The 21,071-nt window shown below is 65.0% G+C and carries 28 protein-coding genes; 12 read left to right on the top strand and 16 right to left on the bottom strand.

Translation table 11 applies throughout. The features are described 5' to 3' along the window. Nucleotides 1-20: 20 nt before the first annotated feature. Nucleotides 21-1,244 (bottom strand): tyrosine-type recombinase/integrase, encoded by a 1,224-nt coding sequence (locus tag MOX02_RS14100; protein ID WP_147026419.1) that lies wholly within the window; start codon nt 1,242-1,244, stop codon nt 21-23. A 594-nt stretch (nt 1,245-1,838) separates the two neighbouring features. Here MOX02_RS14100 and MOX02_RS31240 point away from each other — a divergent pair. After that, on the top strand, nt 1,839-2,000 hold the full coding sequence (locus tag MOX02_RS31240) for a hypothetical protein (RefSeq protein WP_170267872.1): 162 nt from the start codon (nt 1,839-1,841) through the stop codon (nt 1,998-2,000). 463 nt (nt 2,001-2,463) lie between these two features. Then, nucleotides 2,464-3,270: a Crp/Fnr family transcriptional regulator gene (locus MOX02_RS14095; protein WP_147026418.1), complete on the top strand. Its 807-nt coding sequence runs from the start codon at nt 2,464-2,466 to the stop codon at nt 3,268-3,270. A gap of 563 nt (nt 3,271-3,833) precedes the next feature. Here the strand turns inward: MOX02_RS14095 and MOX02_RS14090 are convergent. Then, entirely contained in the window at nt 3,834-4,856 is a 1,023-nt protein-coding gene (locus MOX02_RS14090; protein ID WP_147026417.1) for an extracellular solute-binding protein, read from the bottom strand. Nucleotides 4,857-5,194: 338 nt separating this feature from the next. Between MOX02_RS14090 and MOX02_RS14080 the strand changes: the two genes are divergently transcribed. From MOX02_RS14080 to MOX02_RS14045, 8 genes are all read left to right on the top strand, one after another. Beyond that, on the top strand, nt 5,195-5,578 hold the full coding sequence (locus tag MOX02_RS14080; RefSeq protein WP_147026415.1) for a hypothetical protein: 384 nt from the start codon (nt 5,195-5,197) through the stop codon (nt 5,576-5,578). 9 nt (nt 5,579-5,587) lie between these two features. Further along, entirely contained in the window at nt 5,588-5,803 is a 216-nt protein-coding gene (locus MOX02_RS14075; protein ID WP_147026414.1) for a hypothetical protein, read from the top strand. 73 nt (nt 5,804-5,876) lie between these two features. Then, nucleotides 5,877-6,248, top strand: coding sequence for a hypothetical protein (locus MOX02_RS14070; RefSeq protein WP_147026413.1), 372 nt, complete (start codon nt 5,877-5,879; stop codon nt 6,246-6,248). A 262-nt stretch (nt 6,249-6,510) separates the two neighbouring features. After that, complete coding sequence (locus MOX02_RS14065; protein ID WP_147026412.1) at nt 6,511-7,080, top strand: hypothetical protein; 570 nt, start codon at nt 6,511-6,513, stop codon at nt 7,078-7,080. Nucleotides 7,081-7,083: 3 nt separating this feature from the next. Beyond that, nucleotides 7,084-7,353, top strand: a complete 270-nt coding sequence (locus tag MOX02_RS14060) for a hypothetical protein (protein WP_147026411.1) — start codon at nt 7,084-7,086, stop codon at nt 7,351-7,353. Then, a complete protein-coding gene (locus MOX02_RS31235) occupies nt 7,350-7,526 on the top strand; it encodes a hypothetical protein (protein ID WP_170267871.1) in 177 nt (58 codons plus the stop codon). The genes MOX02_RS14060 and MOX02_RS31235 overlap by 4 nt, the downstream gene beginning before the upstream one ends. Nucleotides 7,527-7,545: 19 nt before the next feature. Further along, the gene (locus MOX02_RS14055; RefSeq protein ID WP_147026410.1) at nt 7,546-8,337 is read left to right on the top strand and encodes a hypothetical protein; all 792 of its coding nucleotides are present in this window, start codon (nt 7,546-7,548) and stop codon (nt 8,335-8,337) included. A gap of 2,041 nt (nt 8,338-10,378) precedes the next feature. Next, nucleotides 10,379-10,870 (top strand): DUF3280 domain-containing protein, encoded by a 492-nt coding sequence (locus MOX02_RS14045; RefSeq protein ID WP_147026409.1) that lies wholly within the window; start codon nt 10,379-10,381, stop codon nt 10,868-10,870. Between the two features lie 765 nt (nt 10,871-11,635). On the opposite strand, the gene MOX02_RS14035 is transcribed toward MOX02_RS14045, so the two are convergent. The 9 genes from MOX02_RS14035 to MOX02_RS13995 form a co-directional block, all read right to left on the bottom strand. Then, entirely contained in the window at nt 11,636-11,857 is a 222-nt protein-coding gene (locus MOX02_RS14035; RefSeq protein WP_147026408.1) for a hypothetical protein, read from the bottom strand. Nucleotides 11,858-12,181: 324 nt separating this feature from the next. Continuing rightward, on the bottom strand, nt 12,182-12,478 hold the full coding sequence (locus MOX02_RS14030) for a hypothetical protein (protein WP_147026407.1): 297 nt from the start codon (nt 12,476-12,478) through the stop codon (nt 12,182-12,184). Between the two features lie 238 nt (nt 12,479-12,716). Beyond that, nucleotides 12,717-13,082, bottom strand: coding sequence for a response regulator (locus tag MOX02_RS14025; RefSeq protein WP_170267869.1), 366 nt, complete (start codon nt 13,080-13,082; stop codon nt 12,717-12,719). A gap of 37 nt (nt 13,083-13,119) precedes the next feature. Beyond that, on the bottom strand, nt 13,120-13,380 hold the full coding sequence (locus tag MOX02_RS14020) for a DUF6894 family protein (protein WP_147026405.1): 261 nt from the start codon (nt 13,378-13,380) through the stop codon (nt 13,120-13,122). A gap of 738 nt (nt 13,381-14,118) precedes the next feature. Beyond that, entirely contained in the window at nt 14,119-14,370 is a 252-nt protein-coding gene (locus MOX02_RS14015) for a DUF6894 family protein (protein WP_147026404.1), read from the bottom strand. Between the two features lie 243 nt (nt 14,371-14,613). Then, nucleotides 14,614-14,874, bottom strand: coding sequence for a hypothetical protein (locus MOX02_RS14010; RefSeq protein WP_147026403.1), 261 nt, complete (start codon nt 14,872-14,874; stop codon nt 14,614-14,616). Next, nucleotides 14,871-15,617, bottom strand: coding sequence for a Crp/Fnr family transcriptional regulator (locus tag MOX02_RS14005; RefSeq protein ID WP_147026402.1), 747 nt, complete (start codon nt 15,615-15,617; stop codon nt 14,871-14,873). Before MOX02_RS14005 ends, MOX02_RS14010 begins: the two co-directional genes overlap by 4 nt. A gap of 237 nt (nt 15,618-15,854) precedes the next feature. Further along, nucleotides 15,855-16,106 (bottom strand): hypothetical protein, encoded by a 252-nt coding sequence (locus MOX02_RS14000; RefSeq protein WP_147026401.1) that lies wholly within the window; start codon nt 16,104-16,106, stop codon nt 15,855-15,857. 517 nt (nt 16,107-16,623) lie between these two features. Further along, nucleotides 16,624-17,109, bottom strand: a complete 486-nt coding sequence (locus MOX02_RS13995) for a DUF2721 domain-containing protein (RefSeq protein WP_147026400.1) — start codon at nt 17,107-17,109, stop codon at nt 16,624-16,626. 394 nt (nt 17,110-17,503) lie between these two features. On the opposite strand from MOX02_RS13995, the gene MOX02_RS13990 reads away from it, so the two are divergent. After that, nucleotides 17,504-18,016, top strand: a complete 513-nt coding sequence (locus MOX02_RS13990; protein ID WP_147026399.1) for a DUF892 family protein — start codon at nt 17,504-17,506, stop codon at nt 18,014-18,016. A gap of 36 nt (nt 18,017-18,052) precedes the next feature. Here the strand turns inward: MOX02_RS13990 and MOX02_RS13985 are convergent, their stop codons facing one another. Both MOX02_RS13985 and MOX02_RS13980 read right to left on the bottom strand, forming a co-directional pair. Next, on the bottom strand, nt 18,053-18,499 hold the full coding sequence (locus MOX02_RS13985; protein WP_147026398.1) for a hypothetical protein: 447 nt from the start codon (nt 18,497-18,499) through the stop codon (nt 18,053-18,055). After that, nucleotides 18,500-18,715 carry a hypothetical protein gene (locus MOX02_RS13980; protein ID WP_147026397.1) on the bottom strand — a complete coding sequence of 72 codons (216 nt, stop codon included), beginning with the start codon at nt 18,713-18,715 and terminating at the stop codon, nt 18,500-18,502. Nucleotides 18,716-19,131: 416 nt separating this feature from the next. Here MOX02_RS13980 and MOX02_RS13975 point away from each other — a divergent pair, with 416 nt between their 5' ends. Beyond that, entirely contained in the window at nt 19,132-19,428 is a 297-nt protein-coding gene (locus MOX02_RS13975) for a hypothetical protein (protein WP_147026396.1), read from the top strand. 59 nt (nt 19,429-19,487) lie between these two features. On the opposite strand, the gene MOX02_RS13970 is transcribed toward MOX02_RS13975, so the two are convergent. The 3 genes from MOX02_RS13970 to MOX02_RS13960 form a co-directional block, all read right to left on the bottom strand. Then, complete coding sequence (locus MOX02_RS13970; RefSeq protein ID WP_147026395.1) at nt 19,488-19,790, bottom strand: hypothetical protein; 303 nt, start codon at nt 19,788-19,790, stop codon at nt 19,488-19,490. Between the two features lie 352 nt (nt 19,791-20,142). Continuing rightward, nucleotides 20,143-20,328, bottom strand: a complete 186-nt coding sequence (locus tag MOX02_RS13965; RefSeq protein ID WP_147026394.1) for a hypothetical protein — start codon at nt 20,326-20,328, stop codon at nt 20,143-20,145. A gap of 147 nt (nt 20,329-20,475) precedes the next feature. After that, nucleotides 20,476-20,721 carry a hypothetical protein gene (locus MOX02_RS13960; protein ID WP_238178834.1) on the bottom strand — a complete coding sequence of 82 codons (246 nt, stop codon included), beginning with the start codon at nt 20,719-20,721 and terminating at the stop codon, nt 20,476-20,478. Nucleotides 20,722-21,071 lie beyond the last annotated feature (350 nt).

The following is a 21,071-nucleotide window of genomic DNA, read 5'->3' as shown; positions in this document are numbered from 1 at the left end:
TAGCCGCGCCAACAGGTAACCTAGGCCGGCTGCTGACGCAGGGCGACCACGTTCGTCTGAATGTCCGTCGGTCTGCCCTTGCCGATGAAGGCGCTCCACGCGACCATCAGCTTGCGCCGCTTCTCCAAAGCATCCCCGCGCCGATAGGCACGCTCGGTTTGATCGCCCACCACGTGCGCTAGTGCTGTCTCTGCGATTTCGCGGGGGAATGCCGTGCGCTCGCCTGCCCAATCGCGGAACGACGAGCGGAAGCCGTGGACCGTCACGTCCACGTTCATCCGCCGCAACATCATCTCCATCGCCATCACGGACAGCGGCCGACCACGCTTGTAGCCTGGGAAGACGTACTCGCTGGAGCGGATCGCCTCAGCTCGGTCTAGGATCGCTAGGGCGCGCTCCGTCAGCGGCACACGATGCTCGATGCCGGCCTTCATGCGCTCGGCAGGAATGATCCAGGCCTTTGCCTTGCGGTCGATCTCGCTCCAGCGAGCGCCTAGCACCTCGCCTGAGCGAGAGGCGTTCAGGATGCAGAACTCCAATGCCATGCCGGCAACCGCCTCACGCTCGCGTAGATCCGCGATGAAGGTCGGCACATCCTCGAACGGCATAGCGGCGTGGTGCCCGCGGGTCAGCTTGCGACGGGCGGGCAGCAGCTTGTCGAGGTGCCCGCGCCAGCGCGCGGGGTTCTCGCCCGTTCGCAGCGCCTTGGCTTTGGCAGCGTCGAGGATGCGCTCAATTCGGCCGCGCACCCGCGAGGCGGTCTCGCTCTTCGTCTGCCAGATCGGCACCAGCACGCCGAGCACGTCATCCGTGCCGATTGCCTCGATTGGCATGGTCCGCAGCGACGCAGCGTAGGTGTTCAGGGTCGAGGTCCACTGCGCCTTGTGCTTGTCATTGCGGAAGCCGTTCTGGAGGCTCTTCACCACCTCGTCGGCGAAGGCACCGAAGGTGATGGCAGCAAGGCGCTCTTCCTTGGCTGTGCGGCGCTTCTCGATGGGGTTGTGGCCAGCTTTCAGGGTCTGGCGTGCCTCGGCAGCTTTCTCCCGCGCGTCGGCCAGCGAGACGGTGGAGAGACCGCCCAGCCCCATCTCCTTCAGCTTGCCCTGCCAGCGGAACAGGAAGAGCCAGCGCTTGGCGCCGCTAGCGTCCACGACGAGGTAGAGCCCCTCCCCGTCCGAATGGCGTCCGGGTTTGCTCAGGGTCGCGACGGAGCGGGCGCTCAACTTTTTGACCGAACGCGCCATCCGCCCTCCCCTTACCCCAACATTTACCCCAACAGGCGACACGGATTGTAGCGAACGACGGCGGACTTCGGAAGCGCGACTGCAGCGAATTGCGCAGTGAAATCAACGCATCTTCGGACGCACGGAAATCTCAGCGGACGCTGATTTGGCGGACACCCCTTCCGCCAATGATATCAGATGCTTACCCGAAACTCCTCTTTCGTGTAAGGAGCAAAAACCCCTTCAGGTCCGCCGGCATTCGTGCCGAACTTCGCCATCGCCTCGTGGAGATGATTCGTTGCCACGTGAGCGTGGCGCATCGTCATCGTGACCGTTCGGCGTCCGAAGATTGCCTGAAGGGCCGCAAGGTTGCTGGTCCTCTGGAGGAACTCTGAGGCAGGCGTTGCGTGAGCACCGGGGGCTCATTCAAAAGGCTGAGCCTTCACGCGCCGCATACGTGGTGGGGACAGCGTAAATCTTTTGCTTTTGTCCGCTAAGCCGCAAAACCCCTGCCGTAGGATTTACACGCCTGTTGGCGAGACGCCTGATGAATGTAAATCCAGCACAGCGCAGCTTCTGCTCGCTTCATGAACCCCTGTAGGCGTGTGACATCAGATGCCGGCGCGCGACTTCTTTCGGTTGATCAGTGGATCAATGGCAATTGAGGACGTGACGGGTGTTGTCGCTGACGGCGATGATCAAGTTCGTTCCGAAGCTTTGGCGACAATCAAAGAGTTTCGTGAGGCAGGTCTGTTATCTGAGGTAGAGAAAAATTGACACCTCGAAGTGCGAGATGAATTTGGCCAATTGATAAAATTACTATATTTTCCTTAGATCTCTCCGTGAACGGTGCGCCAATCTGCGCAGGACCGTGCGCACATGCGCTCGCACAACTGCGTCTTGATCACAGGTCGCCGAAAGTCTGCCAAGCGATTGTTGGTCAACATTGTGCGGTGGATCCAGCTGCGCCCCATTACTTGCACATGACATAGCATATCTCCCAAGCCATGAGCGCAAATGGCCTCTATGTGGCTCACACTACATTCGTACCAAAGCGCGCAGAAATATCATTTCCTGATTTTCAGAATAATGAGGCTCGCGCTCCCTGCTGAGTAGCAACCGTACTTTCGGGACTGCGCACAAGGCAACGAGCGTCTGCCTTTGATACGTCGTGCGCCGATCTCGACTGCGTTAACATAGTTGATTTATGGCGTTCCCTAGTCTGCTTCCTAATCGGCAAATGGCGAACCTTTTTATCAAGAAGCTCGGGCTGCGGGCCCCTCTCTCCGATGCTGACCGCCAAGCGCTTGAACAGGCAACAGCTAAGGTCGTGCAGGTCGAAGCGCATCGTGATCTGATCTCTCAGGGCGATGCACCGGAGCATGCGTTCATCATCCTGGACGGCTTTGCTTGCCGCTATAAGCTGCTGCCGGACGGGAGCCGTTCGATCGTCGCTTACTTGATCCCCGGAGACGGATGCGACCTCCACGCTTCCATCCTGAACCAGATGGTGCACTCAATCGGCACGCTCACTCCTTGCTCGGTTGCGGCGATCCCATACCGCACCGTGAAGGAATTGGCTGCATATCACCCCAACATCTACAAGGCTCTGTGGTGGTCTGTGTTGGTAGACGAAGCCATTCTGCAAGAGTGGCTTGTCGGCGTCGGTAGGCGTTCGGCTGACAAGCAAGTCGCGCACTTCCTATGTGAGATGATGGTGCGCCTTGAGGCTGTAGGCATCATCCGCGGCAACAGTTATAAACTACCGATAACCCAATCAGAGCTTGCAGATACGGCCGGAATTTCACATGTCCATGTAAACAGAGTTCTGCAAAATTTAAAAAGCTTAAGACTTGTTGATCAAAAATGGCGAAGCCTTGTTCTGCTTGACATCGAGGAGCTGAAGCGATTTTCCGGCTTCGCTCCAGATTACCTGCATCTCCGTCCAAGCCGCACCGAAGAAAGCTTGATTGAACCCTTGACCGATGTGGCGAAGAGCCAGCTGCAAATGCGTCAGAGGGGACAGCGTGACAAAGGTATGTTCTAGCCTCTTGCCAAGGAACCGTCCGGCACTGAACGCCGCTGCCTGGCCTCTGTCATGAATGTCGGCGCGTCAGTCTTCAGCGGAGATGAAACGCGATCCAGAGGATGAAGACCAGAATGGCTCCGATCAGAAGCCATCTGCCGGCTGATTTTCCAATCTTCTCTGCCACATCCAATCCTCGTTATTCTCCTCGATGAAGAGGGCGGCGGCCGAAGCCGCCACGTATTTATTTTTTCGGTGCCGCAGCAGCCCGCGTCTCCGCTCGCTCCTTCTCAAGTTCCATCAAGACGAACTGCATGGTTGGCGTGTTGGCCACCTGAAGCGCGACCTGCCAAGCCTCGTCTTTGACAGGCGACCTGTGAGGCCGTGCTGTTCCGGATCGCTTATGAAGCGCACCTGGGCAACCAAGAGGCCGTTGGCGTCCTCGACGCGATAGGCATCCTCAAGCTCGACGACGTGCCAAGGCGGTGGGAGGCGGCTAAGTTCCGTCATCGCTACACTGGGAGTGCCGGCGGATCGCCGTGCTCATTTCAGATAGCTCTTCGTCTTCAGGTGCTCGGTAAGCATCAGTTCGCTTGCGCCTTCGCTCCATAGCGCCGTATCCATTCTGCTAGCACCCGTGTTCGGTTCTCGGCCATCCACGAGAGATCGTTCTTCGCCATGCGCGCTTCGATGTGCGGCGGATAGGTGGAGGGCGGATTGGAAACTTCTGGATGCGCAACGATAGCGAAGGTCTGGGCGTAGAGTTCGTTGGCAGCACGGCTTGCTGCCCAATCTGCCACCCGCTTCGCGAGTTCAGCGTGAGGTGAACCCGCATTGATGGCGAAAGCCTCAAGCTCCCATCCCACACCATCGGCGGGAACGAGGATCTGGATCGGCGCTCCGCCCTCCTTCAGCAGCGCAGCCCGCATGTCGTAGCTCAAGCCAGCAAGATGGCGCCCCTTGGCGACCTCCTCACAAGGACCAGACCCGGTGGCGAGGTAGGCGACGACGTTCTGATCCAGGGCATCCATGAAGGCCCAAGCCGCGTCCTCACCCATGTTCTGGATCCAGTTCGCGACGAGGAGGTAGCCCGTCCCCGTCATGACCGGGCTGGGTAGAACGAGGCGACCCTTCCATTCCGGCCTGAGAAGGTGCTGCCACCGCGTCGGCGTGAGAACATGACCGCGGTGGGCAAGGTCGCTGTTCAGGCAGATCACGCCGAGATACGCGTCCATGCCGGTCCAAGTGTAGGGCGCTGTTGGATCTCGAAACGGCCTGCGAAGCTGGTCTGCGCCGACGGGCTCGTAGGATAGGAGAAGGCCGAGCTTCTCGAAGGCGATGAGGCTGGTGGCAGCGAGCCCCAGCACCATGTCGGCCTGCATGTGATCGCGTTCGGCGAGGATCCGATCGGTCAGCACGCCAGTTTGGTGCCAGACCCACGAGACCTCGACTTCAGGTACAGCAGCCTCAATGGCTTGCTTGAACGGTGCGTGCTGCTCAGGCTCAAGCGCGGTGTAGATGATCAGCCGTGTGCGCTCAGTGGCAACAGCGGGCGAGGGTGCGCTGAAAGCGGCGAGCAGGCTGACAAGGGCAGATGCCAGCCTCATGATCCCTGCGGCTCGCGTAGGCGAACGCCAGGGCCACCACCGTTCCGCGGAATACGTTGGATGCCAGCCTTCTCGAAGGCCTGCTGGATCGCCGCCACATTGTCCGCCATCGACTTGGGCACACCGTCAGTTTCCTCCATCCGCTTGATGGTTGTCCCTGACACACCAGACGCTTCAGACAGATCCCTTGCCGACCAACGCAGATAGCCACGAGCCATGCGCATCTGTGCCCCTGTCAGCAACCGCTACCTTCTTGTGGTCGAAAATGTACAGCACACGGTCCAAATTGGTCTGACTTGGACCATCGATGGTCTAATGTGGCTCATCGGCGGGCGAAAATGAAGCGTCCGCGGTTCAATGAGCCTCTGGAAACGCCCTCCCCCCGCTCCCTTTCTTGGCCTGCCACCCTCCGCGATATCCGCGCCGATCGTTCTTCCGTCGCAGCACCCGCTACCCTGGTCGAGCGCATCGCTCGCCAGCACGCGCGCGCGGAGAGCGTCCGCGCCTACCGCGAGGCTCGCGCCACTCTCGCCCGGGCTGCCGCTCAGCCGCTTGCCTCTGCCGCCGGCTACGACCGCCGCGCCACCATGAACCTCGCCGTCGCGATCGTCCGCGAGCAGATGGCCGCAATCATCGGCCGCTCCTACCGCACTCTGATCGGCAGCGCTCTCAAGCAGGCCTGGGCCGCTGCCAAGGCGCAGCGCCGCGCTGCTGCGCACTGAGCTGCGACGATGATGCTCCCCCTGCCTCAGCGCTTGCCGGCCGTGCGCCTGCGCGGCGCCCGCGAGGACCACGCCATCTGCCTGCGGCTGGCGGCCTCCTGTCGCCTGCGCATCAGCCGCGGTGAGCCCGCTCTCCGTGAGCAGCACGGCTGGGCTATCGCGCACTGCCGCACGCTCCGCGCCGGCTTCTCCGATCCGAGCGAGCCGCGCGCGCCGCCGGTCTGATCGGCGCCCAAACCGGACCCACCCCCTTCTCACCGTCAGCCCTCTGCCACGAGCCCCAGCCGGAGCCCGAACGATGTCGCGCGCCCATACCCTGAAGATTGAGCACATCCCCTTCCACGCCGACCCCATCCTCGCGGCCATCGACGCGCACAGCGAGGCGTGGGCCGTCTTCCAGGTCGCGCCCGAGGCCGCCGTCTCCCAGCGCCACGCCGAACTCTGCGCAGCCACGGCCCGCCTGCTGGCCACACCCTGCGCCACCCGCTTCGGTGAGCTGGCGCTGCTGCTCCACCTGCGCTGGCATCTGGAGCACGACGAGGTGCTCGACACCGCCATGCAGGCGCGGACTGCCGATCTGGCGGCTTCGCTCAACCTCGACTTTCCGCCCTGCTCGCCTCGCCTGCCGCGACCATGCCAAGCCGTCCTTGCGCCAGCGCGGCGGCCCTGAAGGTCACCGCCGCCCGTGTCATGCGGCGCAACCCACTCGGCGATGGCGAGGCAACGCCGAACGCTCCTGCTGTCCTTGACGCCGAACTCACGCAGGCTGCTCAGACGAGTGCCGCCCCCCCGTCGAGCACGGATCTGATCCGGTCTTCGCGGCCATCAGGCAAGCCCGCGCTGCGCATGCGGCCGTTGAAGCTCGGAACGATGCATATGAGGCGAAGGGCCTCGAAGCGGTCGGCGGGCTCGCCCGTGAGGAGGAACTGACCGTGCGCCAAAGCGCGACCGTGCACCAAGCTCTCACCACCATCCCGACGACGCCCGAGGGGCGCCCTGCGCTGGTCGCGTTTGCCGATTGGCAGATCGAACTGCACGAAAGCCCGCAGAACGGTGCTCATACGATCTTTGATCGCGCCTACTCGGCCCTCGCCCGTGCGGTCCGTGCTGAGACGCGGGGGCCGGCTCCCCACCTTTCCGTGTTGCCGCTCGACAGCCTGTTTGCCCTCGCTGATCTCTACGACAGCGCGTCCCGGCATTTCCACGTCGGCGCTTTCTGGCCGAAGACGGGCGACGACGGCGAGCACTCGGGCAAGAACCTCGTGATCAGCGAGGGTGATCGCATGTCCGAGATGTTCGACGCCATCGTGGACGAGATTGCCAAGCGAGAGCCTGCCGACGGTACCGAGGCTGATCAACAAGGCGAATGGCTGATGCGCAAGGCCTTGGCGGACGGCGATTGGGAGAAGGCTGCCGCCATCGCGGCGAGGACGCCGGCCCAGATCGAGCGGGCGTTTGCCCGGTCTGAGGCTGGCCGCTGGACGACAGCGAAGCGGGCCTGAACCATGGGCACGGTTCACCCTTTCCCGCCGCGAAAGCCTGCCGCCGAGATCGACGTGCGAACCGCCATCGAAGATGCGGCACAGGCCGCCCTCGACACGGCCGACTGCCTCATCGCCCTCCTCGACGACATGGATGGCGACACCGACCGGGAGGATGGCGGCGACGCCGAGCCTTCCCTTGGCGCACCCGAGGGCCATACCAGCCAGATCGCCTGGCTGCGCGGCTCCGATACCGACGGCGAACTCGACCAGCCTCTGGAGACGCGCTCGTGAAGGCCCGCCTGACCATGCGCGCCGCGCTCGCCCTCGGCCTGCCGGCTCTCGCCCGCGGTCTCGACCGCCTGCGCCGCTGGCAGCGCGATCTCCTCGCACGAGCCGGCCATGAGGCGGGACGCGGCAACGTGCTGACCGCCGCCGTGCTGCTCCTCGTCTACGCCCTCGCCTGAGCCGGAACGGGAGGCCCGCATGACCATCTCCGTCCGTTGGTACCTGCTTGAGGAGGGCGGCAGCCTGCGCCACGTGCCGATGCGCGTGGTCAGCGGCATCTATCGGGGCACGGACGCGCTGCCCGACTACGCCGGCACGACGCAACGCGCGATCGAGGTCGTGCTGGAGAACGAGGACGGCAAGCCGGTGCGCATGCTGGATGCCCGCGGCCGCTTCTGGACCTTCGACGCCAAGGGCGAGACCGAGCTCGACGACGTGAACCTCTGGTTCCGCGACCTCGACCTGCCCAAGCCGCGCGGCAAGGTGGTGAACCTGCGCCCGCAGATCGAGAAGCGCCAGCGCCGGGCGCGCCGCTTCTGGGACGTGACGGCCGAGGATCTGGATCGGCTCACCGCCGCGATCTGGCCGTGGGCGGGTGAGACCCGTGAGCCGGTCCGGGCGGTGCGCAGCACGGCGCCGAAGGTGCCGCCGCTGCCGCGGGAGGGTCAGCGGGCACGCGACACGATCCTATCGAGCATCACCGACATCTCGCTGGCGATGGAGCACCTGACGGAGACGGCGCTGAAGGGCTTGGCGTACGAGTTGCGCCGCTGCGCGCGGCTGTACGTGAGCGAGGGGCCGTACTGCGAGGCGGCAGGCGCGGAGGCCGAGCGGCGGCGCGAGATCCGAGCCCGCTACCGCAGGGGTAGAGGTGCCTGGTACGCGAGCGTGCGGGTGATGCACCGGGACGAGGCGCGTCACGAGGCTCGCGAGATCGACTATGTGGAGGAGCGCCGCGCGAGCAAGGATGCCGCCATCGACAAAGCCTGAGCTCTGCTGGCGGAGCATGCCCACCGCTTCGCGCCGGACCGGACGGTGGAGCCGGAGGTGTTCAGCGAGCTGGAATGGAGCCCGCTGAAGCTGCGCACGGATGACGATGAGGCCGATTGAACGCGGCAGCCGAGCGGGGCGTGGCACGGTCGCAATCCGATGACTGTGACCAGCCTCACAGAAGCGACAAGACGATCAAGGCATCAGGCGTGTGCTCAATCACATGGGAGCACGCCCATGACCATCACGACAAGGCAGTATGTCCGCGCCCTCGGGATCATTGTTGTCGCGCTTGTCGGCGTCGCTGCCGCCTCCATGGTAGGACGCGCCTATCGTCCCGCCGACGCCGTCGCCGAGCAAGCCCGGTCGAGCAGTCCGGTGCAAACCGCCTCGCCCGTCCGGAGCCGTCGTCTTCGCACTGCACTCGCGACCTGCCGGGCCGACTTGGAGATGGTTCGGCAAACCGCCCGAAGCCGCTGAGGGATCGGTAACGTTCGGCGCGGCGCGCTTGCGAGCGCGGTGCAGGAGCGCGCCGAGCCCAATCCGGGCAGGCATCCTCGTCTCATGCCCGCCGAGCGATCTCCAGGTTCGGCGTGCTCGCCGCGGTGATACAATCCGAGGTGATCGGACCGGTGGCCGTCTCATGGACCGGCAGCCCACGTCTTCAGCCGGTTCGACCTTGCCTTCCCTCCGGGGAGGACGCGTCGTGAAGCTGGACGTGAGTTGGAGCGGGATCGCGTGCGGCGGTCAGCGAGGTGACCGCTGGGTGCTGTACTGGTGGCGTTATCGTCCCGCTCATCGCCGCTTCTGGGGGTATCGTAGGACTTGGTCGAACGGCCCACTCAGCCACTACGGCTTGTGGTTCGGCAGCCTTACCTGGCGTCTGCCGTGGACGCGTCACGATGGCGGCATCAGGACCAACGGCTGGATCCTCAACCATGCGTGGCAGCGCAGATCCCATCGTTGAGTTTGAAGGAGGCCTTGATGCCCGAGCCTTCGGAGCACACTCTCTGCGGGCCGGCCACATCAGCACTGCCGCCGAGCGCGGCGCCGACCTCGCCCGGATCATGAATCGTCCGGACGTCGCGACCCGCGGACGGTGGTGGGCTACATCCGACGCGCGAACGCCTTCAAGGATCGCTCGGGGAGCGGCTTCCTGTAAGGGCGCTCACCTCCAGTTCAGTCAGCAAGCTTCACGCGCCACACACGTTGACCCGGCCCCCTTGGCGCAGCCTCTATGAACACGTTCACGGAATTCGACAGACGGTTCAGTGCTGCAGATACTGTCTCGAACGCTTCGGCGGACAAAAGCTCTCGATCCGGTCCGAAGAACGCCAAGAGCCAGGGCACATTCGGGGCGGGCGGGTCGTAGATGACACACGTATGTGGGAGATGGTGCTTGTTGTCATGCACAGGCAAGCTCAGCAATTTGTATGAGATGCTGAGAACCTAGCATTCCGCGACGCTCGGGCAAAATTTCTGCCGTTCTTTTCCTTACAATTTGGTATAAATCTTAACGTGGTTGATTTAAAATCAGTCTAAACAGCGTTTCTTTGAGTTTGTATCGTCGTATGATTACATCAGCAGCTTGGCCATTGCGTGCCGCGCAGTCGGATCTTTGTCGGGCCTGAGCAGCGGGACTTCTTCGACCGCGCCGCGCTCTGGCGGAAGGAGTGCATCAGGGTCCTGTCCCGCGCTCCCATCAACTTGCCCGTCTACTTGGCTACGAGCGGCATCGTGGACGTCATCGGTGGGCTGGCGGAGGCCGTCACGGACGATCGAAAGCATTTCCACCTGACGGCGCCGACCGCACCTGGCGGGAACCTGACGCCGCCTCCAAAGGCTGAGGAATGGAAGGAGCTTCAACCCGGATCGCTCCAATGAGCTAGTAGGCGCACTCTCGCAACACGTTCCAAGATCCTGAAGCCACTCTACTCGAACAACTTCGGGCCGTTCCGTTCGAGCAAGCCCGGCCGATACGAGCATCGATCGCGACGTGCGGATATGCGTTCCGCCCTACACAAATGAGGACAAGATATCCATGCAGGCCAAGGTCCGGCTGCTTTTCGCTCTCACTGCGATGCTTCTCACCGCCTCGGCCGCTCATGCCGAGCCCCCTAAGGCCGCGGTGTTCGATTTCCAGCTCGCCAACCTGGGAATTCAAGGGCCAACAGATGCCGACAAGGCTCGGCTCGGCCCGTTGAGCGACCTGCTGCGCTCACTACTGCAGGATAGCGGGCGGTATCAGATCGTTTCGACTGCCCCGGTCAAAACCGAGGTTGTGAAGGGGCCCGACCTGCGACACTGCAACGGCTGCGCTGAGGAGTATGCCAAGAAGCTCGGTGCCGATGTGGTCATCACGGGCGAGATCCAGAAGGTCTCGAACCTGATCCTCAACATCAACGTGTACGTGAAGGACCTCAAGGCCAACACACCCGAGAAGGCTTACAGTGTGGATATTCGCGGCGACAACGATACCTCGTTTGATCGCGGGCTCCGGTACCTCGTGAAGAACAACCTCCCGCCGCCTTAGGAGAAGTGAGCTTGCGTGGGGTTGCCGCGCGGATCGCGCAGACGCCCGCTATCCCGGTGCTGTCAAGCTGCCCTCGGATGGCGAGCGTGGGTCTCGGCTTGGGCCTACTCCGATCCTGACCCTTTTAGGTTCGACCAACCGCCGCGCTGAACCCTGTCCGCTGGCCATGTTGCGTACCGGCCCGGTCAGCGTCGTGTGGACACGACACGCCCCGCCGGCCCGTGATCAGATCGGGGCGGCAGGGCAGCCTCATCTCGTGCTAAACCGCTCAGCCTTGCCAGGATGATACGGCCTTGATGGAGGCGTCTCGCAGGCCGATAGCCGCTCGATGACGGATGCTCACGCGCTGGAAGCCGAACTGCTCGCCCTCGCAGCGGAGAACGCAGCGCTACACTTGCAGCTTGCCGAGGCGCAGGAGCAGTGCATCTAGATGGCAGTCGACGCCGGGGACCTACAGGCCGAAATCGAGATGCTGCGGGCCCGACTTTCCGAAACCGAGCGTGAGCGTGATGAGTGGCGTCACGCGGCGGAGCGGGCGGTCGCGTAAGCGGCAGGCTGGGGCGGGTCACCGACCTCGGCATCGTCGGGGATGGGTGGCGTGCCGGGCCGATGACTGCCACACCCGCGTCGCGCCGCAGGGCGCGGGACAACGCTGCGCCTGTTAGACGGCGCCGACAATCCGTTGAGATCGGACGGAGGAACGGGCGATCCTCACCCGTGCGAGCAAGCGACGCTGAAAACGCCGCGCCGGTCTAACGGAGCAGGCTATCGGCTGTCACGCTCGATCTGGCGACGGGCTTGCTCCTCGGCTCGCCGCACGCGTTCTCGCTGGATCACTTGGAGCCGTCGTAGGGCCTCAGCCTCCTGCCTCTGGGCACGGGCGGCGTCATGCAGATCGTCGAATGCGCGGGTGATGTTGAGGTCCTGCGCCATGGCCGACGAGAACGCCAAGCCGAAACCGGCGAGGATGGCGCGGGCGCGGCTCATGCGGCCCCCTCAGACGTTCGGTAGCACCAGCGAAGTCATGCGCCCCACGCCGGTGGGGTTCCGGCCCGGCTGTGCTCGGTAGGGCGACGCACACAGTGGTTTATCCGCTCCGCACGAAGCGCCTGAGAGCCCACCTGACCGACCAACCCTAGCCCTTCGCTGGCTGAGCGTTATGGATCTGGTCTACCCCCAAGCTGGGATCGCCCATCGCTGACGACGCAGCTTCGGCTGGGAGCCGTCGAGGCTGTCAATCACCACCGTCTTGACCGCATGCCTGCCGAAGAGGGCGCGCCTTGTAGGCAAACTCAGCGGGCAGCAGCCCCGTTAGAGCAAGGCTCGAAGTTTGGCGACGCCGCGGCGGTAATCTTCCAGCGTGATCTGATCGATCGCCTTGTCGCGAGATCTATGTATGCGTCCCACCAGATCCAGATTGTGGAACGAGCCACTTGAGAAGAACTGGCCCTCGTCGGTCCAGACGCCAGCTGTGCGCTCGCCTTCAACCGACCCTGTCCATGGGTGCGGATCACTGACGGTGGTCCGCTCGATAGGGCCCGCGGTTCGGCCGTCGCGTGTGCGATAGAGGAGCCCAGGCTGCAACTTCATCAGATCTTCGCAATCCATCGACGGCGCCTCAGCCCCACAGATTGCAGGGCTCTCACCTAACGACCGTCTCGATGAGAAATGCGACCCCGCCAGTCGATGCTCGCGCTTGAGGAGGCCGGCGGGGCCGCGCCGGGAGCGTGCCCCTCCAGGCCGCCCCTAGCTCATCCAGTCTGCGCCAGGCGGCGACACTCGGACATTTGCGCAGGTGAAGCGTGACGAGAGACAATCTGAGGCCATCGTCGACCATGCTGTTCATTCAGATGCGGGCCTTGCGGTGGCGGAGGTGATCCCGAGCCGTTGCGATCGCTCGCAGCAGGCGAGCGTCGCCACCCGGCTTCGGGAGCACGCCGAGGAGACCCAACTCACCCATCGGCGCCAAACCCGGCGTCGCCGTGAGGAACAGGACGCACACGCCCTCACGAGCGAGGCAGCGGCCAAGTTCGGGGCCGCTGCAGCCATCGCGGAGCGTCAGGTCCACGAGCGCGAGATCAGGCTGCTCGGCCCGCGATACGGCCAGAGCCTCAGCGGCGTGGTCTGTCACGCCGACCACGTCGTGCCGCTCCCGTTCCAGCAGGACGCGCAGTGCCTCAGCGTAGAACACGTTGTCGTCGACGATCAGCACGCGCAGGCGTTCTATCCCTGCCGAAGCTCGCGTCACATCAAGGCGCAGGAGGGGTGCCTCTCAGCATCACAGGTGCCTCGACCACCAGGAAGGTCATCTGGAACAGGATCAGACCGGTGTGGTCGGTCACCTCGATGCGCCAGTCCTCGCCGAGGGCCACGCGCTGTGCATCTTCCTTGAGAAACTCGCCGGCTCTTCGGATCGCTTCTACACGCGCGGCCTGCCAATCCGGCAGGTCGACGCCCTCCGCATCAGGTCGGCTCACGCCGTCGTAGACGTTGAGGTGGTAGCGCGGCATTGAGGGACCCGGGTCGTGGCGTTGCACGGCGGGGGCTTTGACCCTCACTCGCGGTGCTGCCGGTGACCGTCGCCGCGATTGTAGGCCACCTACCTCAGCGTGGCCCCGGCTGCGTTAAACTATGCGAATTTCTCATGAGCCTGACGGCACTGGCGGTGAGGAGAAACTGATCTCATCCTCTGCGCAACTGCCCCGGTCCTCGCGTTCTTGTGATGAGCATGAAGTCGGCTGCAGCGCTGGCATCAACGAAAGGCGCCACGAGCCGTTCGGCTGCGGGGCCAGTGGACAGCCTGGGAAGGAGATGCGGCTCTGCCAGCGAACCGACGGTGATCGTCAGCCAGCGGAGCCATGCCAAGATGGGCACCCTCAGCAAGGACACCCTGACACTGTGCCAGAGCCCGGGAGCTCACGCAGGGGAGGCGCGGCAAGAGAAAGCCAGCTCCGGTGAACCGGGCGGGCTGACGGGTCTTCGCCGCTTGGCTGACATGCCATGGCGCATCATCCAACGATGCAACGAGCGGCGTCTCAGCGCCTCCGCTCTGCCTTCGAACGTGTGGTCTTGTTCTCCCCGGTTCGGCCGGCTGACTCGTGCCACTCAGGGTCCTGGGTTCACGGCTCGGGCTTGTGATGCACTGTCATGTGCGGCCGCGCTGGGGGCCGTTTCAGATGCCGATCAGTGTCGGTCTGCTTGTTGGACATCACATCTCGTCGCCCAGCCAACGTGATTGGCCTTCTCAGTCACGGATGCCTCTGCCGCTGCGACCGGATGCCGGAGTACGTCAGTGTGGCCGCGTAGATGGAGTTGCCATCCTCGTCCCTCACCTGCGCCATGAACGTGTGCTGGTCGGCACCTTTGGGAATGTCCTCGTGTGCGATGCTCGCCAAGAGGGACTTGGCCTTCGCGCATGCCTCGTCCGGCCCCGCAAGCACAGTTCCCCTATCGTCGAACTGAGGACCGCTGTCGTGAACATCGAAAAAGTAGCGCGGCATGTGGCTCTCCGCGGACAGTAGGCGGGAGCACGCAGGTCTCGCAGTCGCTGACGCCCGAGTTCAAAGCCAACGATAGTCCACGTGTACGCAGATCGGAGAGGAGCGTGCCACAACGTGAGTGAACGTCTCGCGCGAAGATGTCACGAAGGCTGATCAGTGACTTCGCCGGCAGGGCTGGGACGTCCGCTCTTTTGACCCTGTCCGAAGCTGCGGCTCCAGTCTCGGCCATTCGCCGACTGGGCGTTATGGACCGCCGTGTGCCGAGAAGTCGGTCAGCTTGCGCCTGATCCAGTTCTGAGCCTCATCAAGGTCAGTGAACTTGGGCGAGCGTGGATCATCGACCGGCCCGAACCCCACCTCCAGGAACCACATGCCTGCCTCGTCGCCGTACTCATCCGAGAGGTGGGTCAGAACCGCGACGAGAGAGCCATCCTCGAAGACGAGCTGGCTCTCGGCGTCGGTGCTGCCCGTCCGGACACAGACTGGCTGCAGTCTCAGGGTCATGCAGCCGCTCGCTTCTCCAGATGCAGGTACGTCGGGTCAAACTCACAGGCCCGCATAAGTTCATCCCAAGCTTCGATCACCAGCGTGCCGCTGTGCAGCGTGATCAGCCCTCGCCCGCGCATCTCCTGCAGCACGCGGTTGACGTGCACGTTCGAGAGACCCAGCGCGTCGCCAAGATCCACCTGGGTGATCGGCAGAGGACAGCGATAGCTTTGGGCCAGTCCGACCGCCTGCAGCTTCAGGTACAGCTCGCAGAACAGGTGCGCGATCCGCTCGAACGCGTCGCGTCGGCCCATGCCGGTCATCCACTCGCGGAAGACCGCCGCATCGATCAGCGTGTCGCGCCAGAGGATCGCTGTGAGGCTGGGAAAGCGGGTCGTCAGGTCGCGCAGGCTCTCGTGGGGCAGGAAGGCGACCGTGGCCTGTGTCAGCGTGGCCAGGCTGTGATCCATGGTGTGGAGGCGCAGGCTCTGCAGGTCCGGGATGTCGCCGGCCACATGGAACGAGAAGATCTGCCGGCGCCCTCCCCCGATCAGCTTGTAGCGGTAGGCCCAGCCATCGAGGATCAGGCAGCACTGCGAGGGCTTGTCGCCGTCACGCACGATGTCTTGACGCGGTTGAAGAACGCGCGTCTTGGCCGGCAGGCTGCGGATGGCCTGCCGCTCCTCGTCGGAGAGCGTGGCGATGCTCTCCAGCTTACGGATCAGCATGTCGAGGGAGTGGTCGTCGGGAGCTGAGGACATGGCAGCTTCACCTTGCGTCGCAGGTGGAAGCGCACGTCTCTCCCGGCCATCAGCACCTGTGGCGGGCCCGCTGATGATGCGAGCTATCTTGCACCCATGTGAGCCCGGCGCCATCACAGGGGTTAGTTTCTGCCGCGCACTCTTGTGGGGCGGACCGTTCCAAACCCACTCCAAGAGATCGGTTTCGGGCTTCTGGGACGCGCTGTCGGCGAACGTTTGAGACCTCAGTGGAACCGTTCAGTGCACCTGCCCTTCCTGCGGCGTGTAACGCGCCGCCCACTCCTCGACCGTGAGCGGCGGCTGCATCAGCCAGAGCACCTTGCCCTTCACGGATGCTCGCTCCTCCGCCACCCACTGCCGCCAGTTCACCGAGGCGTCGCGGGCTTCCTCGTCCCCCACGGGATAGTTCGCGATGATCTTGGTGGGCTGCCCGACGTGGCGCGCGGCTTCGATCTTCTCCAGTGGCTTCGACAGGTTCGCGATGGTCATGCGTGGGGCCTGCGGTAGGCGGGTGGATCGACAATGCGCCAAGCGATGACGAACTGACCACGCCGGCACTGCCCGGCACTTCCAGCGCCGCGAGCTGCTGCGCTTGGTCCTCGTCGTTCTCCGGGATGATCGTGATGGCGGGCCCAAAGCCGAGATGGCCGAATGCATTCTTGGGCTGGTGCCGCTCCTCGATCTTCCGCAGGCGGCTCCCAAGGGCCCGGCTCATAGCACGTCACCTTCCACCTGCTCGGCCTCCCCTCACCAAGGGCGGCCACCAGAAGCTCAAGCTCGCGATCCGCGATGTCCGGTTCGCCGCCGAGCCCTTCCCGGAATCAGATCCGGCGTGAAGCCGGCAGCGGGTCACGGTCGCTCCCGGACTTGAACAGGAGGCCATCCCTTAGGCCAGGTGCTGTTCGAGGGCGGCCAGGAACAAATCGCGTTCTCGAGCCGCTCATCCTGCCCCCCTCAAGGTCGGATGAGGAGCGTGACTGGAGCCGCTGCCCCGCCGCGACAGGGGTCAGGCCGCGCCCAGGTCGCCGGCCTGCTCCTTCTGGCGGTCGACTTCGTGGCGGACGCCTCGTCCGGCCATCAGGATCTCGACGAGGAAGGCCGCTACGGCGGCAACCGTGCAGACCAGAGCCGCACCGAAGCAAGCGAACAGGACCGAGGCCGTGGCTGCGTCCCTCAGCGCACCCACGAACAGGGTCAGGACCGCGATGCCCGTCATGATCCCTCCGAGGGAGGCGAGCACGACGGCCACGTCGAGCACGAAGGATCTGCGGCGGAGGTAGGAGAGCTGACGCGAGATCCGCTCGGCCTCGGCGGGGTCCGCACCGAGCACGGTCGCCGCCGCGGCATCGACCTTGTCGGCCACGCGCCCGAGACGGGTCGAGAAGACGTTGAGAAGGGTGGCGAGCGCGGTCAGCAGGAAGGCCGGAGCCAGGGCGACCTGGATGACATGGGCGACGTCGTCGGGAGCGAAGATCGAGGTGGCAGCGGACATCGGCACGCTATAAGGCCCAGCGGAACGGGTTGGGAACAGGCGCGACATCATGGCAAGCGGGCACCTGGAGAGAACCGCGACGCGCACGGCAAGCCTGCCGGCGCCGCCGGAGAAGCGGTGACGCCATGCAGTCTCTCGTCGATCACTACGGGATGGCCGCGATCCTGATGGTGCTCGCAGCCGTCCTCGTTCTGGTGCTGCTCCGGCCCCCGGGCCCCTAGCAGCGATCTCCGGGAGTGACGGCCGCCCCGGCACCTGAACGCGGTCGCGCCGCCGTCCGGGCGTGAGGCGGCCCAAGCGTGACGTGGCGCATCCGCCGCAGGCCGGGCCAGGAACGCCGCACAGCCGCTCACGTTGGCGGGCGGATCCCAACACAACCAGGAGTTTCAGCGGCATGGCCAGCACGGACATCGGCACGATCTACGCGGGAGCCCTTCGCAACACCCGCGCGCTGGAGAAGCAGGGCCTCGAGCAGATGGAGCGGCAACTCTCCGGCCTGGAGCGCTATCCCGAATACGCCGCCGTCCTGCGCCGCCACGTCGAGACGACGAAGGTCCAGATCGACCGTCTCGACAAGGCGCTGGGCGCCATTGGCGAGAGCCCCTCGACGCTGAAGGAGACCGTCACAAGCGTGGCGGGCTCCATCGGCGCGGCCGTTCACGCTGCGGCCCAGGACGAGACCCTGAAGAATCTCTACGCGGGCTACGCCTACCAGTACGATCAGGTCGCGGCCTATCGCTCGCTGACCGTCATCGCGGAGCGGGCCGGCAAGTCCGACCAAGTGTCGTTCTTCCGGGCAGCGGTCGAGGAGGAGACGAAGGCGGCCGACGAGATCGCGGCTTTGATCGAGCCGGTGACCAAGACCTACCTCGACCTGACGCTCGGCGGCTCCAAGGCCGACAGCTGAGCCTGTCCCCAGGGTGGTCTCACGGAGGCTATCCTTCTAATCCGGCATCCGGTGCTTCCGGATGATCCGGATGCCCTGGCGCAGCGTCAGCGGCTCCTCCGGCCAGATCTCCGTCGCGGTGGCGAACGCGGCGCGCGCGAGATCCAGGCTCCAGATCGTGGCGATGTGGCACTGGATGCCGGACGCGCCCGGCTTCCAGACCTCGATCGTGAAGGGCCGGCCCGCCGGCGCCGCCGCCTCCGCCAGGGCCGCCTCGGGCAGAATCAGCCGGGCTTGGCACTGCACCTCGTACTTGCGCGGCGCGGCCGCCTCTGGCCCGCGCTGGTAGCGGCAGGAGGCGGTCAGCGCGGCGAGCAGGTCGCGTTGCGGGATGTCGCCGCCGAAGCGCTCCACAAGGCCGGCGATGCGGTAGGAGCCGGTTCTGCGGCAGGACGTGCACGCGACCAGCAGGCGCTCGGCCCGGATGTCGCGGAGCCGATCCATCTACCGGTGGGCGCGATCGGACCCGCCGCGGACATAGCCGCGCGAGGTCAGCGCGGCCTGCCGCTCGACATGCCGGTCGGCGCGATCGAGGTCGACGAGCGCGTCCTCGATCGCGCGCACGAGGGCGAGCCAGGCATCGCCGCGGGCCGCCATCCGGTAGGCGAACGCGATCCGCTCGGCCTCGGACGGCCGGATCTCGGCGGGTCGATCATGCATCCCTGCGCCCTCGCGAAGATGGAACGGATGCGGAACAAACGCGCGCCCTGCGATTCGTTCAAGCGCGCATCGGCGACCGACCGACAAGGCTGTGCAGAGATGTGGAAAGCGATGGACGCAGCGGCCGCCGATAGACACCGCCTAAGGCGGCGCTGCCGGTTCGAGACCGTGTGGGCCAGGACCGGATCCTGACCGGCACACCCGGGACGGCGGCCTCGCCCGTGATCCGGGCCGGAATGCCCCGCCAGATTGGTCTTGCGGCGCGCCTCTGGGGCCCAGCGGATTTGCTGGACGCTCGGGCGGCGGGATGGCGGCGAGGGGCGGAACCTCGGTGCGGCAGAAGGGGCGGCGGGCGAGATGAACATCTCGCCGCGTCCGGCGGTTTGATCCTCGGTACAACCTAGGGACGAAATGCCATGACCATGAAGACGATCGTGATCGCTGCCGCGTTGGCTCTGCCGCTGACCGGCGCCGCTTGGGCTCAGACCCCCGCCGGCGGCGGCAGCGCCGAGGGCAACATGAACAGCCCCGGCAGCGTGAAGAGCAACAGCGAGAAGGCGATGGAGCGCTCCACCGGCTCGGCGACCGGCGGCGCGGCCGGGGCCACCGGTGCCACGACCGGCAGCACCGCGGGCGCCGGAAATCCTCAGAGCGGCGGCACGGCCAAGAGCACGGGCGGCGCAACCGGCGGCACATCGACCGGCGCGCGGTAAGCGCCGGCGTCCGAGTCGGGCGTGGATGTGAGGACCGGTCATGCCGGTCCTTCTTCACCTCAGCTGAAGCCCGCCTCCTGGCTTGCTGACGTGTCGGCGGCATCCGCGCGCATCGCTGCCCGCCGCCACATCTCGGCTTTCCGTCGGCACTGCGCCGATGCCTCCTCATTGCCGGCAATGGCCCAGCTCTGAGCCAGGCGGCGCCAGTGTTCGGCGCGGTGGCGATGATCCTGTGCGAGGTAAGCGGTTCGCATGACGTTCGAACGTTTCGCGGCGAACCAGGTTGCGATGAAGGTGGTACCCCATCCGGCCGCGTCGGCGCGTGGTGAGACAGCGTCGAAGGCCACGGAGCCGATCAGCAATGCGCCTTCTCCGTCCGGATCAGCGCGGATCGAGCGCCGATCCGGCGATGCCGCCCGGCGGCGCCGCGAATCCGTATCCGGCGCCGCCGGCAGGGCGGCGGCGCTCAGGCAGGCGCCGGATGCGATGACGCCGCGTCCCTCCTGACGATGTCAGCCCTGCTTCTTCGCAGGCTGGTCCTTCGAAGACTCGTTCACCTTCGGCATCGCCCACGCCTTGGCCATCGCTTTGGCGGCTTCTTTGGTCAGCTTCATGGCTCGATCTCCACAGTGGCTGTGACGATCAACGGTCCAGCGCAGCGACCGTTGCAGGAGATGGCGGACTTGGGAAATTCGCTCGCGCCGGCTTGAGCCCTCAGAATACGTCGCCCTCATCCGCGTCGTAGCGGTCAGGGTCCTTGCTCCCGGCCACGAGGGGGATGTGAACGGCCGGTATGATCTGGCCCTTCGCCACCGACTTGGGCGGTGCCGTGAGCATGGTCGCCCAGAATGCACCTGTGGCGAGCACGAAAGCGATGGCCAGCAAAGCGAGTGCACGCATACGCACCTCCTGCGGTCGAGGCGCCGAGCATAGAGCGCCAGCAATCCGGGCGACCACAGGATTTCGTCGGTGCTCCGCATCAAACTCAAAATACAAAATGCGGGCTTGCCGTGATGAACCGGGACGATGCTGAGCGCGTCCGACCGCTCAAGCCCCGATCATCTCGTCCTGCACGCCGGTCAGATAGCCCATGAGCCTGAAGGTCACGTCGAGATCCGCGCACTGGACCCAGATCGCCGTCGGCAGGGTGAGACGGTCGAGCGTCCGCAGCACCAGTTCGGCGGTGAGCGCGGCCTCCCGCTCCGAGGACGCGGCCAGAAGGCGTCGCCCACGCGGCGTGGCGATCATGATGGCGATGGTGGCCATGCCGAACCAACGGCGCCGGGTGACCATCGTTGCTCCGGCACGCGTGCAGCTTCATCCTCCTCGGCCCGCGGGCCGAGGAGGTGATACGAGGGGCTGCGCCTTGGCACAGGCCGCTTCCGATGGTGTGTGCCCCTTCGGACCGCTCGCGCGGGCGACACCTAACCGGGACTTCGTGTGTCGATGATCCGAATACCCCTGCCCTCCGAGCCGCCGGGCAGCGGGCATAGGATCGGCAGCACACCATCGGGAGGGAAGCTAGCCTGTCGCCTCGCGGCGCAAAGCCCCGAAATTGGAAAGGGCATTTCCAAATGCGTCGAGCCGGGTCGTGGCGCCGTCCCGGCATCCGGGCCGCGCGCAAGCCGGCGATAGGCTCGCAA

Source organism: Methylobacterium oxalidis (genome assembly GCF_007992195.1).
Classification (GTDB): Bacteria; Pseudomonadota; Alphaproteobacteria; order Rhizobiales; family Beijerinckiaceae; genus Methylobacterium; species Methylobacterium oxalidis.
Note: the sequence above shows the minus strand (reverse complement) of the source record. Positions and strands in the feature narration are given on the sequence as shown.

Excerpts from the sequence above, each read along its gene's own strand:
- MOX02_RS14070 (WP_147026413.1), top strand. The coding sequence starts at position 5,877 with ATGTCGCGCGCCCATACCCTGAAGATTGAGCACATCCCCTTCCACGCC.
- MOX02_RS14075 (WP_147026414.1), top strand. The coding sequence starts at position 5,588 with ATGATGCTCCCCCTGCCTCAGCGCTTGCCGGCCGTGCGCCTGCGCGGC.
- MOX02_RS14045 (WP_147026409.1), top strand. The coding sequence starts at position 10,379 with ATGCAGGCCAAGGTCCGGCTGCTTTTCGCTCTCACTGCGATGCTTCTC.
- MOX02_RS14095 (WP_147026418.1), top strand. The coding sequence starts at position 2,464 with ATGGCGAACCTTTTTATCAAGAAGCTCGGGCTGCGGGCCCCTCTCTCC.
- MOX02_RS14060 (WP_147026411.1), top strand. The coding sequence starts at position 7,084 with ATGGGCACGGTTCACCCTTTCCCGCCGCGAAAGCCTGCCGCCGAGATC.
- MOX02_RS13985 (WP_147026398.1), bottom strand. The coding sequence starts at position 18,499 with ATGGATCGGCTCCGCGACATCCGGGCCGAGCGCCTGCTGGTCGCGTGC.
- MOX02_RS13995 (WP_147026400.1), bottom strand. The coding sequence starts at position 17,109 with ATGTCCGCTGCCACCTCGATCTTCGCTCCCGACGACGTCGCCCATGTC.
- MOX02_RS13965 (WP_147026394.1), bottom strand. The coding sequence starts at position 20,328 with ATGCGTGCACTCGCTTTGCTGGCCATCGCTTTCGTGCTCGCCACAGGT.
- MOX02_RS14035 (WP_147026408.1), bottom strand. The coding sequence starts at position 11,857 with ATGAGCCGCGCCCGCGCCATCCTCGCCGGTTTCGGCTTGGCGTTCTCG.
- MOX02_RS13975 (WP_147026396.1), top strand. The coding sequence starts at position 19,132 with ATGACCATGAAGACGATCGTGATCGCTGCCGCGTTGGCTCTGCCGCTG.
- MOX02_RS31240 (WP_170267872.1), top strand. The coding sequence starts at position 1,839 with ATGCCGGCGCGCGACTTCTTTCGGTTGATCAGTGGATCAATGGCAATT.
- MOX02_RS14030 (WP_147026407.1), bottom strand. The coding sequence starts at position 12,478 with ATGGATTGCGAAGATCTGATGAAGTTGCAGCCTGGGCTCCTCTATCGC.
- MOX02_RS14055 (WP_147026410.1), top strand. The coding sequence starts at position 7,546 with ATGACCATCTCCGTCCGTTGGTACCTGCTTGAGGAGGGCGGCAGCCTG.
- MOX02_RS14015 (WP_147026404.1), bottom strand. The coding sequence starts at position 14,370 with ATGCCGCGCTACTTTTTCGATGTTCACGACAGCGGTCCTCAGTTCGAC.
- MOX02_RS14000 (WP_147026401.1), bottom strand. The coding sequence starts at position 16,106 with ATGACCATCGCGAACCTGTCGAAGCCACTGGAGAAGATCGAAGCCGCG.
- MOX02_RS14080 (WP_147026415.1), top strand. The coding sequence starts at position 5,195 with ATGAAGCGTCCGCGGTTCAATGAGCCTCTGGAAACGCCCTCCCCCCGC.
- MOX02_RS13960 (WP_238178834.1), bottom strand. The coding sequence starts at position 20,721 with ATGGTCACCCGGCGCCGTTGGTTCGGCATGGCCACCATCGCCATCATG.
- MOX02_RS14005 (WP_147026402.1), bottom strand. The coding sequence starts at position 15,617 with ATGTCCTCAGCTCCCGACGACCACTCCCTCGACATGCTGATCCGTAAG.
- MOX02_RS14090 (WP_147026417.1), bottom strand. The coding sequence starts at position 4,856 with ATGAGGCTGGCATCTGCCCTTGTCAGCCTGCTCGCCGCTTTCAGCGCA.
- MOX02_RS13990 (WP_147026399.1), top strand. The coding sequence starts at position 17,504 with ATGGCCAGCACGGACATCGGCACGATCTACGCGGGAGCCCTTCGCAAC.
- MOX02_RS14010 (WP_147026403.1), bottom strand. The coding sequence starts at position 14,874 with ATGACCCTGAGACTGCAGCCAGTCTGTGTCCGGACGGGCAGCACCGAC.
- MOX02_RS14020 (WP_147026405.1), bottom strand. The coding sequence starts at position 13,380 with ATGCCGCGCTACCACCTCAACGTCTACGACGGCGTGAGCCGACCTGAT.
- MOX02_RS14100 (WP_147026419.1), bottom strand. The coding sequence starts at position 1,244 with ATGGCGCGTTCGGTCAAAAAGTTGAGCGCCCGCTCCGTCGCGACCCTG.
- MOX02_RS13980 (WP_147026397.1), bottom strand. The coding sequence starts at position 18,715 with ATGCATGATCGACCCGCCGAGATCCGGCCGTCCGAGGCCGAGCGGATC.